This is a genomic window from Leisingera aquimarina DSM 24565 (assembly GCF_000473165.1).
Classification (GTDB): domain Bacteria; phylum Pseudomonadota; class Alphaproteobacteria; order Rhodobacterales; family Rhodobacteraceae; genus Leisingera; species Leisingera aquimarina.
Genome location: NZ_KI421504.1, coordinates 144730 through 156961, shown reverse-complemented (window position 1 = coordinate 156961; position 12232 = coordinate 144730). Strand labels below are relative to the sequence as shown.

General features: G+C 64.2%; 10 protein-coding genes and 1 pseudogene. 8 read left to right on the top strand and 3 right to left on the bottom strand.

Annotated elements, in window-relative coordinates; all coding sequences use genetic code 11:
- Position 1: 1 nt before the first annotated feature.
- The 3 genes and pseudogenes from moaB (at position 2) to AQUI_RS0104570 (ending at position 5529) form a co-directional block, all read left to right on the top strand.
- Positions 2 to 545: pseudogene (gene moaB / locus AQUI_RS27165) on the top strand (molybdenum cofactor biosynthesis protein B).
- 128 nt (positions 546 to 673) lie between these two features.
- Positions 674 to 2128 carry an efflux RND transporter periplasmic adaptor subunit gene (locus tag AQUI_RS0104575; RefSeq protein ID WP_027256459.1) on the top strand — a complete coding sequence of 485 codons (1455 nt, stop codon included), beginning with the start codon at positions 674 to 676 and terminating at the stop codon, positions 2126 to 2128.
- A gap of 5 nt (positions 2129 to 2133) precedes the next feature.
- A complete protein-coding gene (locus AQUI_RS0104570; RefSeq protein WP_027256458.1) occupies positions 2134 to 5529 on the top strand; it encodes an efflux RND transporter permease subunit in 3396 nt (1131 codons plus the stop codon).
- Here AQUI_RS0104570 and AQUI_RS0104565 read toward each other — a convergent pair.
- Both AQUI_RS0104565 and AQUI_RS0104560 read right to left on the bottom strand, forming a co-directional pair.
- Entirely contained in the window at positions 5499 to 5960 is a 462-nt protein-coding gene (locus tag AQUI_RS0104565) for an NUDIX hydrolase (RefSeq protein ID WP_027256457.1), read from the bottom strand. The genes AQUI_RS0104570 and AQUI_RS0104565 overlap by 31 nt on opposite strands.
- Complete coding sequence (locus tag AQUI_RS0104560; RefSeq protein WP_425411832.1) at positions 5957 to 6778, bottom strand: protein-disulfide reductase DsbD domain-containing protein; 822 nt, start codon at positions 6776 to 6778, stop codon at positions 5957 to 5959. Before AQUI_RS0104560 ends, AQUI_RS0104565 begins: the two co-directional genes overlap by 4 nt.
- An 81-nt stretch (positions 6779 to 6859) precedes the next feature.
- Between AQUI_RS0104560 and AQUI_RS0104555 the strand changes: the two genes are divergently transcribed.
- Complete coding sequence (locus AQUI_RS0104555; RefSeq protein WP_425411831.1) at positions 6860 to 7516, top strand: YqgE/AlgH family protein; 657 nt, start codon at positions 6860 to 6862, stop codon at positions 7514 to 7516.
- 67 nt (positions 7517 to 7583) lie between these two features.
- On the opposite strand, the gene AQUI_RS0104550 is transcribed toward AQUI_RS0104555, so the two are convergent.
- Positions 7584 to 8534, bottom strand: a complete 951-nt coding sequence (locus AQUI_RS0104550; protein ID WP_027256454.1) for an L-threonylcarbamoyladenylate synthase — start codon at positions 8532 to 8534, stop codon at positions 7584 to 7586.
- 142 nt (positions 8535 to 8676) lie between these two features.
- On the opposite strand from AQUI_RS0104550, the gene AQUI_RS0104545 reads away from it, so the two are divergent.
- From AQUI_RS0104545 to AQUI_RS0104530, 4 genes are all read left to right on the top strand, one after another.
- The gene (locus tag AQUI_RS0104545) at positions 8677 to 10380 is read left to right on the top strand and encodes an acyl-CoA dehydrogenase (RefSeq protein ID WP_027256453.1); all 1704 of its coding nucleotides are present in this window, start codon (positions 8677 to 8679) and stop codon (positions 10378 to 10380) included.
- Positions 10381 to 10383: 3 nt separating this feature from the next.
- Positions 10384 to 11430 carry an MBL fold metallo-hydrolase gene (locus tag AQUI_RS0104540; protein WP_027256452.1) on the top strand — a complete coding sequence of 349 codons (1047 nt, stop codon included), beginning with the start codon at positions 10384 to 10386 and terminating at the stop codon, positions 11428 to 11430.
- A 25-nt stretch (positions 11431 to 11455) separates the two neighbouring features.
- Positions 11456 to 11908 carry a DUF6173 family protein gene (locus AQUI_RS0104535; protein WP_027256451.1) on the top strand — a complete coding sequence of 151 codons (453 nt, stop codon included), beginning with the start codon at positions 11456 to 11458 and terminating at the stop codon, positions 11906 to 11908.
- A 186-nt stretch (positions 11909 to 12094) separates the two neighbouring features.
- A complete protein-coding gene (locus AQUI_RS0104530) occupies positions 12095 to 12229 on the top strand; it encodes an aa3-type cytochrome c oxidase subunit IV (RefSeq protein WP_027256450.1) in 135 nt (44 codons plus the stop codon).
- The last annotated feature ends 3 nt before the right edge of the window (positions 12230 to 12232 follow it).

The following is a 12232-nucleotide window of genomic DNA, read 5'->3' as shown; positions in this document are numbered from 1 at the left end:
AATGTCCCGGATTGACGAAAGCATGGAATTCATCCCGGTCCGCATTGCGGTGCTGACGGTGTCGGACAGCCGCAAAATGGAGGATGACCGCTCCGGCCAGATTCTGGTGGACCGGCTGCGGGACGCAGGCCACACTCTTGCCGACCGCAAGATCATTCCCGACGAACGCGCCGAAATTGCCGCACAGCTACGCGCCTGGATCGCCAACCGGGAGGTGGATGTGGTGATTTCAACCGGCGGCACGGGGCTGACCGGGCGCGATGTCACGGTGGAAGCGCACCGGGATGTCTACGAGAAAGAGATCGAGGCCTTTGGCACCGTCTTCACCCTGGTCTCGATGCAGAAGATCGGCACCAGCGCGGTGCAGTCGCGCGCCACCGGCGGGGGTGGCGCGCGGCACCTATCTGTTTGCGCTGCCCGGCAGCCCCGGCGCCTGCAAGGACGGCTGGGATGAAATCCTGTCAAAACAGCTTGATTACCGCCACCGGCCCTGCAATTTCGTGGAAATCATGCCCAGATTGGAGGAACATCTGCGCCGGAAGTAACCCTGCGCGGCGTGTAACCTCGTAAACCCGTGCGGAAAATCGTATATTCCCAAGCGGGCACAAGGCATTTGCGCCTTGGCCGGCCGCAAGGGCGGTCCCGGCAGCGTCCGCCACCGGAAGGGAGAGACATGCGCTTTTTGCGTCAGAGTGTGACCGGGGTGTTCCTGGCGGCCATAACGGTGGCGCTGCTGCTTTATGCCGGGCAACTGATTTTCAGTGCGATTGATGCGCAGCTGAATGCAGAGAAAAAGACACCGCCAGTGCGTGAGCGGGTGTTTGCGGTCAACGTGGTGACAGCTGATCTGCAGACCGTAGCGCCTGAGCTGACGGCCTTTGGCCGGGTGGAAAGCCGCCGCACGCTGGAGCTGCGCACAGCTGTGGCAGGCCGGGTGGTGCAACTCTCTGAGGGGTTCGAGGACGGCGGCGCGGTCCGTGCCGGTGAGGTGCTGGTGCAGATTGATCCGGCGGATGCGCAGGCCGCGCTGGACCGGGCCGAGGCCGACATGATGGATGCCCGCGCCGAGGAACGCGATGCCGGCCGGGCGCTGATCCTCGCACAGGACGAATTGCAGGCCACTCAGGACCAGGCGCAGCTGCGCGAACGGGCCTTTCAGCGGCAAGTGGATCTGCGGCAGCGCGGTGTCGGTACCGCCGCAACGGTGGAGACAGCGGAGCTTGCAGCGGTGCAGGCGCGCCAGGCGGTGATCTCGCGCCGCCAGGCCGTAAGCCAGGCCGAGGCACGCGTGGATCAGGCTGCCACCCGCGTGGCCAGGGCGCAAATCGCATTGGACGAAGCGCGGCGTGAGCTGGACGATACCACGATCATGGCGGGTTTTGACGGGACCTTGCAGGCAGTGAGCCTGGTGCAGGGGCGGCTGGTCTCGGCCAACGAAAAACTGGCGGATCTGGTTGACCCGGATCTTCTGGAGGCGGCGTTCCGGGTGTCCACCGCGCAATACGCCCGGCTGTTGGACGCCGAGGGCCGTCTGCTGCGTGCGCCGGTGCGGGTCTCGCTCGATGCGGCCGGCGCGGATCTGAGTGCCGCCGGGCAGATCTCCCGTGCCAGCGGGGCGGCTGGCGATGGTCAGACGGGACGGCTGATCTATGCCCGGCTGGAGGCCGCGCCGGGGTTCGAACCTGGCGATTTTGTCACCGTCAAGGTAACCGAGCCGGAAGTCAGGGCCGTGGCCCGTGTCCCGGGTTCGGCGCTGGGCACGGATGGCTCTGTCCTGGTGCTGGGCCCTGAGGACAGGCTGGAGGCGTTGCCAGTTGAACTGGTGCGCCGTCAGGGCGATGACGTTCTGATCCGCGGTTCGGGGCTGGAGGGGCGAGAGATCGTCACTGGCCGCACGCCGCTGCTGGGCGCGGGCATCAAGGTGCGCCCGCTGCGCCGGGGCGCCGCAGCGCAGGCCCTGCAAGAACTGATTGAGCTGAGCGATGAGCGACGGGCACGGCTGGTTGCTTTTGTCGAGGGCAGCAGTGTGATGCCGTCCGGATTGAAGGAGCAGATGCTGCAGCAGCTGGCTGAGGCGCGGGTGCCCGCGCAATTGGTCAACCGGATCGAATCCCGGATCGGAGGCTGAGCGTCATGGTCCGTAAGCTCCCCCGGCCGGCCCGCGGGCTGTTCAGTTATTTCACCCGCCACCGCACCGCCGCGAACCTTCTGCTGGTGATCATGCTGGTGCTGGGCGCGGCAGCGATGCCCAACATGCGGGCGCAGTTCTTCCCGGATGTGATTGTCGAGCGCGTCACGGTCACGGTCGAATGGGAGGGCGCAGGCCCCGAGGATGTGGACAGTGCCATCGTGCAGGTTCTGGAACCTGCGCTGCTGGCGGTGGACGGGGTGGAGGAGACATCATCAACCTCGCGCGAGGGGCGGGCAACTCTGACGCTGGAGTTTGAGCCGGGCTCGGACATGGGGCAGGCGACGGATGATGTGCAGGCGGCGGTCGATGGTATCACCACTTTGCCGGAGGAGGCGGAGGAACCGGAAGTGCGCCGCGGCGCCTGGCGCGACCGGGTGACCGACGTTGTGATCTCTGGCCCGGTGGCCGCCGGGCAGCTGGGTCTGTTTGCGGATGAGCTGGTGATCCGGTTGTTTGAGGCGGGCGTCACCCGGACCACTATCCGCGGCGTGGCTGCACCTGAGACAATCGTTGAAGTGCCCACTGCCAAGCTGATGACACATGACATCACCATGCGCGAAGTTGCCGAGGTGATTGCGGCAGAGGTCGATGCCGATCCGGCAGGCGATGTCAGCGGCGCCAACGCGCGGGTGCGCACCGGCAGCGAGAAACGCAAGCCCGATGAGCTGGAAGCCATTGTTCTGCGCACCAATGCCGACGGCTCGGTGCTGACCATTGCCGACGTCGCACAGGTGCGGGTCGAGGGGGTGGACCGCAACCGCTCGTATTTTGTGGATGACAACCCGGCAATGTCGATCCGGGTGGACCGCTCGGACCAGGGCAACGCGATCCGCCTGCAGCATCAGGTGCAGGAGGTGGTGGCCGAAATGCAGGCCAGCCTGCCGCAGGGGGTGACAGCACAACTGATCCGCACCCGCGCGGGACGCATCACCGACCGCCTGGATATTCTGATCGACAATGGCTTGATGGGGCTTGCCCTGGTGCTGTGCTTGTTGTTCCTGTTCCTCAACACCCGCATTGCCTTCTGGGTGGCAATGGGCATTCCGGCCTCGATGTTTGCCGCCGTGGCGCTGATGTATGCCGCCGGGATCACCATCAATATGGTCAGCCTGTTTGGCCTGATCATCACTCTGGGCATCGTGGTGGATGATGCAATTGTGGTGGGCGAGCACGCCGATTTCAGGGTGCGGCGGCTGGGTGAAAACCCGGTGCAGGCCGCCGAAAATGCGGCCCGGCGGATGGCAATGCCGGTTTTTGCGGCAACGCTGACCACCATCATCGCCTTCTTTGGCCTGACCTTGGTGGGCGGGCACTTTGGCGAGCTGATCCGCGATATTCCTTTCACCGTGATTGCGGTACTGGCGGCCTCGCTGGTGGAATGTTTTCTGATCCTGCCTAACCACCTGGCCCATGCGCTGACCCATGCCCAGGCGCGGCATTGGTATGACTGGCCGAACCGGATGGTGAACCGCGGCTTCCGCTGGCTGCGCGACCATGCTTTCCGCCCGTTCATGGGGCTTGTGGTTCAGGCCCGCTATGCGGTGCTGGCAGGCGCGTTGGTAGTTCTGGCTAGCCAGGCGGCGCTGTTCATCAACGGCGAAGTGAAGTGGCGCTTTTTCAACGCGCCTGAACGCGGCTCCGTGACCGGCAATTTCGCCATGGTGGAGGGCGCCAGCCGGGATGACACCCTGGCGATGATGCAGGAAATGCAGCGCGCCACCGAGACGCTGGGCGCGGAGTATGCCACCCGCTTTGGCCGCAACCCGCTGGATTTCGTCATGGCCGAGGTGGGCGGCAATGCCGGCCGTGGACTGGGCGGTGTCGAGGCCAAGGATAGGGACCTTTTGGGCGGGATTTCGATTGAATTGATCGACGCCGACCTGCGCCCTTACTCCAGCTTTGCCTTTGTGGCCGAGCTGCAGGAACGGGTGGCGCGGCATCCTATGGTCGAGACGGTCTCTTTCCGCAGCTGGCGGTCGGGTCCGGGCGGCGACGCGCTGGACGTGCAATTCTCCGGCCCCGGCGTGCAAGTGCTGAAGGATGCCGCGGAAGACCTGAAAACCGCGCTGCTGCGCTTTCCTGAGGTTTCCGCCGTTGAGGACAATCTGGCCTACGACAAAGAGGAGGTGATCCTTGACCTCACCCCGCAAGGCCAGGCGTTGAACTTCACCATTGGCAGCCTGGGAAAGGCATTGCGGGCGCGGCTGAATGGAATTGAGGCCGCGACATACCCGGACGGGCCGCGCAGCGCCAAAATCCGGGTGGAACTGCCCGAAGATGAGCTGACCGCCGACTTCCTGGAGCGCACGCTGATGCGGGCGCCAAGCGGGATCTATGTGCCGCTGGCCGATATCGTCTCGGTCACCCAGCGCACCGGGTTCTCCACCGTGCGGCGGGAAAACGGCATCCGGGTGATCAGTGTTTCGGGCGATATCTCCGAAGACGACCCCGCCCGGGCTGAAGCTGTGATGCAGGCGTTGCAGGAGGACATCCTGCCGAAGATCGCCAGCGAGCGGCAAGTGGAATGGACACTGTCCGGGCTGGCTGAACAGGAGCAAACCTTCCTGCAGGAGGCAGGCACCGGGCTGATCCTGTGCCTCACCGGTATCTACCTGGTGCTGTCCTGGATTTTTGCCAGCTGGACCCGGCCGCTGGTGGTGATGGCGATCATTCCCTTTGGCCTCGTCGGCACGATTTGGGGGCACTACATGTGGGAGGTGCCGCTGAGCATGTTCACCGTGGTGGGGCTGCTGGGCATGACCGGGATCATCATCAACGATTCCATCGTGCTGGTGACGACCATTGACCAATACGCGCAAGACCGCGGGCTGGTGCCGTCGATCATTGATGCGGCGGCGGACCGGCTGCGGCCGGTGATGCTGACCACGATGACAACTGTTCTGGGGCTGGCGCCCCTGCTGTTTGAACGCTCGCAGCAGGCGCAGTTCCTGAAGCCAACAGTGATCACGCTGGTTTATGGCTTGGGCTTTGGCATGTTCCTAGTATTGCTGGTGGTGCCTGCGCTGGTGGCAATGCAGCGGGACCTGTCACGTCCGATGACCGCGCTGCGCCGGGCCTTGCGGCGCGGCGCCGGGGGGCTGCGCTGGCTGGTGCTGGGTACATCCCTGGCACAGCTTGGCTGGCTGGTGCTGACGCTGGGTTGGGCGATGGCCACGGGTGCGTTGCATCCGCTTCTTCGGATGCTGCCATCGCTGGCAGCGATGGAACCGGTACGGGCCGGGCTGCTGGCCTTTATCTCCGGTGCCTTGGTGCTGGCGCTGCTGGCCTATCTGGCCGGAGGCGTCGCCTACCGGTTCAGCGCCCGCCAGCGGGTCTGAGCCAGCCGGGCCACATCCGCGACCTGTACAAGCAGTTGCAGGCCACGGGTTTCGATCTCTGCAATCGGGACCCATTCGGCCTGTTCGGCGTCATCATCCGGCACCGGTTTGCCACTGATGTATTCGCACAGGACTACGGTCAGCAGATACTGGCGCTGCGCCGTGCCTGCCGCATTGCGGGAGATCGCATCCACATTTGTAAGGTATTCCAAGGGCCGGGCAATAACCCCGGTCTCCTCCTGCAACTCTCGCGCGGCGGCCTGCAGGGCCGTCTCGCCCATCTCCACGTGGCCGCCGGGAAACCCCCACCAGCCCGCATTCGGCTCCTTGCCGCGCTGCACAAGGATCACCTGATCCTGACCGTCCAAATGACAGCAGACCACGGCAATTGTGCCCAAGACCGGACGCTGAGAGCAATTGGCGGTGCTCATCCGGCGCTGCAGCCCTGGATGTCCACCGCGTGGTTCTGTCCGAGCACCGTGATCCGCAGTTGCGAGCGATCTATGGCATAGGCGTTGCCGTCAGCAGGCAGGAACTCGGTCTCAGCCACCAACAGCCCGCCTTCGCGGCGGGTGCTGGTTTCACCGGCGTACAGCTTGGGATTGCCGGATTCAATCACCGCAACCTCGTCACCGCCGGCGGATGGCATCGAAATCCGGGCGGTGACCTTCATCCCGTATTCAGACGGGCGCAGGCTGCAGGCGGCGCTGCGCACACCGGCTTCGTTGGCCGTCCAGGGCCTGCTTGCCAACGCGGCGGCAATCGCCGGGTTGCGGCCAGCGCCGCTGTCCAGCTGATGATCAAAGCTCAACTCGGCCGGCACGCAGACATCCTTGCAGACACCCAGCTGCATCCGGCCCTTCAGGCGCACCGGCTTGCCCGGTTTTTCCGGGGTGATTTCCACTGGCAGCACCAGCTGATCGTGATAGCCGATGGTACGAAAACCGGAGGTCTGAAAAACCTCAGGCGCAGGCCAGGTGATCGACAGCCCGCCGACATTGCGCGCCCCGCGCCAGGAAAAGCTGGGCGGAATGCCGGCATCGCCAGGCGCGCGCCAATAGGTCTTCCAGCCCGGCTGCAGTTTGATCCGCAGCGCCCCCATATAGGTGCCGCGCGGGGTCATGCCGCCGTCCAGCACCTCAATCTGCACGATCCCGCTATCAGCGGCTCCGGCAAAGGCCGGGGTGCCCGCAGTCACGGCAAGCAAAGCCGCCAGGGCGGCAGCGGGTATGTTCTGCATTAGTCTCATGCCCTGATACATGCGCTTGGCAGCAGGGTTTGCCAAGTCACGTTCCGGTCATTGTTCTGGAGTAATGGCAGGTTTGCGGCAATTTTGCCGGAGGCTTCACCAGGTCGAACCTTTGCGCCCCTTGCGTGCGGGCCGGGGGGGCGTCATGGTGGAGGGAGGCAGCAGGAAAGACGGAAATTCATGGATCTGACTGGCAAGCTCTTGATTGCAATGCCCGGAATCGGCGACCCGAGGTTTGAGCATTCAGTGGTTTTCCTGTGCTCCTACGGCGAGGAAGGGGCGATGGGGCTCATCGTCAACAAACCTGCGGACGGGGTAGCGCTGGGGGATCTGCTGGAGCAGCTGGACTTGGGCGAAGAGGGCAGCGCGGCTGCGGCATTGCCGGTGCGGTTCGGCGGCCCGGTGGAGACCCAGCGCGGCTTTGTGCTGCACACGCCGGATTACGAATCGGACGTGAGCTCGCTGAAGATGCCGGGCGGGTTCTCAATGACCGCAACTTTGGATATTCTGGAAGACATCGCATTGGGGCAGGGGCCGGAGCAGCTGCTGGTGCTGCTGGGCTATGCCGGCTGGGGGCCGGGTCAGCTGGAAGCCGAGATTGCGATGAACGGCTGGCTGACGGCCGACGCCAGCCCGGATCTGGTTTTCAGCCTGGCGGATGACAGCAAGTGGGAAGCATCGCTGAAAACCCTCGGAGTCGATCCGCTGACACTGTCAGCCAGTGCAGGCCACGCATGAGCGCCGGATGAAATGCACTGCGCTGTCTCAAGCGGGCGGGAGTGTTTCGGCCGGGTGCCCAGGCGGCTTAATCCCTTGGCGCAGCGGCGCGGCGGAGACGGTCATTGATGGCGGCGCCCAGTCCCTGTTCTGGAACCGGCGCAACGGCGATGGGTTGGCCAAGCGCGTCCAGACGGTGCAGATGGCCAAAGAGATTGGCGGCGGCCTCAGTCAGGTCTGCGTTGGCGGAGAGGTTCAGATCGCCTCCGCCGGGGCCGAAACCAAGATACAACTCTCCGTCCTCTGCTTTGGCGGCGTTCAGCCGGACTGGCGCGCCCGGGGCGTAATGGGACAGCAGCTGGCCCGGGGCGGTCAGCGGGTCTTGCACGTCGCGCACCGCCAGTTTGCGGCCCAGCACCGCCTCGATCTCTTCCGCGGCCAACCCGCCGGGGCGCAGCAGCATCGGATTGGAACCGGCAAGTCCGACTATGGCTGACTCCAGCCCAACACCGCAGGCGCCGTCATCAAGGATCGCGGCAATGCGCCCGTCCAAGCCTGCCTGCACATGGGCCGCCGTGGTCGGGCTGATCTTGCCGGATGGGTTGGCGGAAGGAGCGGCCACCGGGCCGTCCAATGCCTGCAGCAATGCCTGGCCAGCGGGGTGGGCCGGTACGCGCACCCCCAAAGTTTCCAGCCCGGCAGTGACCAGCGGCGAAATCCCGTGGCCAGCACGCAGCGGCAGCACCAGGGTCAGCGGGCCAGGCCAAAAGGCGTCGGCCAGCAGCTCTGCCGTATCGTTCCACTGAACATAGCGCTGTGCCGCCTCGGCCGAATGAACATGCGCGATCAATGGGTTGAAGGAGGGCCGGCCCTTGGCCTCATAGATTGCGGCCACCGCCGCGCCCTGCCGGGCGTCGGCGCCAAGGCCATAGACCGTCTCGGTCGGGAAAGAGACGAGTTTGCCTTCCCGCAGCAGTCCGGCGGCGCGGGCAATGCCGGTTGCCGTGGCGGCAAGGATTTCGGTGCTTTGCAGGGGCATTCCGGGTGACGCGGCGTTTTGGTTGATTGAAATGAGCGTCCGATTAGGTAATCGGTCAAGCCAACGACCATAATAGGCCCGTGCCGGGAAGCCAAGGCTACCCGTGCCAGGACGCCCCTTAAAAGACCGCCAGAGGACGCCCATGACCTTCCGTGCCCCCGTTTCCGAGTATGAGTTTCTGTTGAACCATGTTGTCGGCTATGATGCCATCCCGGCCACAGGCCGCTTTGCCGAGGCCACATCGGATGTGGTGAGCGCCATCCTTAACGAGGCAGGCAAGATGTGCGGCGAGGTGATGGCCCCTTTGCAGCGGAACGGCGATCTGACCCCCGCCTATCTGGAAAACGGCGTGCTGCGGACCTCGCCCGGTTTTGGCGATGGGTTCAGGGCTATCGCAGAGGGCGGCTGGATCGGCATGAGCGCGCCGGAGGACCATGGCGGCATGGGGTTGCCGCTGACCGTCGCCACCGCGGTGAACGAGATGATGGCGGGCGCCTGCCTGTCGCTGCAGCTAGCGCCGCTGATGAGCCAGGGCCAGATCGAGGCGCTGGAGCATCATGCTTCGGATGCGATCAAGGACCTGTACCTGCCCAAGCTGATTTCGGGCGAGTGGTCCGGCACCATGAACCTGACAGAGCCGCAGGCCGGTTCGGATGTAGGCGCGCTCAGCTCCAAGGCAGTACCGAATGGCGATGGCACCTATGCGGTCAGCGGCCAGAAGATCTTCATTTCCTGGGGCGACAATGATTTCTGCGGCAATATCTGCCACTTGGTGCTGGCGCGGTTGCCGGACGGGGTGCCGGGGACCAAAGGGATTTCTTTGTTTCTGGTGCCGAAGCTCTTGCCAGATGCAGATGGCAATCCGGGCAAAGCGAATGGCCTCAAGGTCGTCAGCCTGGAACACAAAATGGGCCTGCACGGCTCCCCCACCTGCGTGATGCAATATGACGGCGCCACTGGCTGGCTGGTCGGCGAGGAGCATGGCGGCATGGCGGCGATGTTCACCATGATGAACAACGCCCGGCTTGGCGTGGGCGGGCAGGGTGTTGGTGCGGGCGAAGGCGCCTATCAGCACGCGCTGGCTTATGCGCTGGAGCGCAAGCAGGGCCGCACCGCCAGCGGCTTCATTGCCGACCACGCCGATGTGCGCCGGATGCTGATGGAGATGAAGGCGGATCTGTTTGCCTCCCGCGCGATCCTTTTGGCCTGTGCGCAGGCGATCGATATGCAGACTGCCACTGGCGACAGCGGCTGGGCGGAGCGCGCGGCCTTTCTGACACCAATTGCCAAGGCCTTTGGCACTGACACCGGCATCCGGGTGTCTGAGACCGGGGTGCAGGTGCACGGCGGCATGGGCTTTATCGAGGAATCCGGCGCCGCGCAGTACTGCCGCGACGTGCGGGTGACCGCGATCTACGAGGGTACCAACGGCATCCAGTCGATGGACTTGGTCGCGCGCAAGATGATGGATGGCGGCGAGATGGCCTTTGGCCTGATTGACGAGATTGAGGAGCAGGCCGAACGTGCCCGCGCCACCCATCCGAACATGGCTGAATCCGTCTGGCAGGCCTGCGAGAGCCTGCGGGAGGCCACCGAATGGCTGGTATCCCAACAGGATATGCAGGACCGCTTTGCCGGTTCGGTGCCGTATTTGCGGGCCTTTGCCCGGGTGCTGGGCGGGCACTACCATCTGGCCGCGGCAATGGCGGACCAGGGCGGTCCGCGCGAAAAACTGGCGCGGTTCTATATCACCCGGATGCTGCCCGAACATGCCAGCCTGCTGGCCCATGCACAGGCTGGCGCTGCGGGCACCTTTGCCCTCAGCCTCGAAGAACTGGCAGGTTGATCTGTGACTGATATCCCCGACGTCTCGCCCCGCACCCCGTGGGAAGAACCGCCCGCACAGGGCGAAGCCATTGAAGTGGCAGAAGGCGTCCTTTGGATGCGCCAGCCGCTGCCGATGAAGCTCGACCACGTCAATGTCTATGCGCTGGATGACGGTGACGGCTGGACGGTGATCGATACCGGGTTCAACACCCGTAAAAGCCGCGCGATCTGGGAAAGCCTGATGGCGGGACCTTTGAAGGGCAAACCGGTGACACGCGTTGTCGGCACCCATCACCACCCGGACCACATCGGCCTGGCCGGCTGGTTTCAGAGCGAACACGGCGCCGAGCTGGTCACCACCCGCACCGCCTGGCTGTTTGCCCGGATGCTGACCCTGGACGTGCAGGAGGCCTGGCCTGAGGAAACACTGGCCTATTACCGCAGTGCGGGTATGGACAAGGCGTTTTATGAAAAACGCGCCAGCGACCGGCCCTTTAATTTTGCCGACACGGTGCACCCGATGCCGCTGGGCTTCACCCGCATCAAACAGGGGGATGCGATCCGCATGGGCGGGCGCGACTGGGATATGCACATCGGCAACGGCCACGCGCCTGAGCACGCGACCTTCTGGAGCCGCGATGACAATCTGGTGATCACCGGCGATCAGATCCTGTCAACCATCAGCCCCAACATCGGCGTTTACGCGACTGAGCCGATGGCGGATCCTTTGGGCGAATGGCTGGAGGCCTGCGAACGCCTGTCGAAACTGGCGCGGCCCGATCATCTGGCCTTGGGCGGGCACAAGCTGCCGTTCACCCGGCTGCCGTTGCGGATGCAGCAGCTGATTGGCAACCACCACGGCGCGCTGGAGCGGCTGATGGATCACCTTTGCGTGCCGCAGACTGCCGCCGATTGCTTTGCACCGCTGTTCAAGCGCACAATCGGCGAAGGCGAGTACGGGCTTGCGCTGGTCGAGGCGGTGGCTCATGTAAATCATCTGTACCACACCGGCCAGGTCGACCGCTGGAAACGCGATGACGGCGCTTGGCTCTATCAGCGCAAGGGGTGACGCGCCCCGCAAGAGGGGAGACACCATGAGCGACGAGATTTCGACCAGCGCCGAGGCGGCAGAGGCAGCGGTTCTGCCCTGCGTGCATGAGGTTCATGCCGATCCCGAGGCCTGTGCAGGCCTGCGCAAGGTTCCGGAAAAGTTGCAAAAGCAGGATGCGGCCAAGAGCCCGGCGCGCTGGGCGTATGAGCGGCTGATTCTTTATATCCAGAATTTCGAACAACAGCTGGACGCCGAACACGAGGTTGCGATGGGCTTTGCCGGCGGCAATGCAGGGGTGCTAAGGATCGAAGGAATGGGCTATTACGATCCCGACATCATCACCTTTTATGGCAGCGAAGGCCCCGGCGCCCGCACCCAGCTGGTGCAGCATGTCAGCCAGCTCAACGTGATGCTGCGGGCGGTGCCCAAGGCGCAGGAAGAAGCCCCGGCCAACCGGATCGGCTTCCGGCTCGCTTCAGATCTGGAGCAGGAATAAGTTCCGGACTGGGCGCCGGGCGATTCGGTTCAGCTCCGGTGCCGGCCCGGACGGGGGCCTGGTTTGCTGGCGATGCTGAGGAACACACCGCGTATTTCTGACAGATGCGCGCGATTGACGTGGTGACAGAGGATTGCAAATCCAGTAATCACTAAGAAAATGCACGTGAATTGAGGAATAACTCACATGGCTGAACATCAGCACGGCACCATGGACACCGCGGTTCAGGAAAAAGTCTATACCGGCTTTCTGACCTTTATTACCCGCTCCTGCATTGCCCTGATCGTCTTCGCGCTGTTCCTGGCGGTTTTCGCCACCTGATTT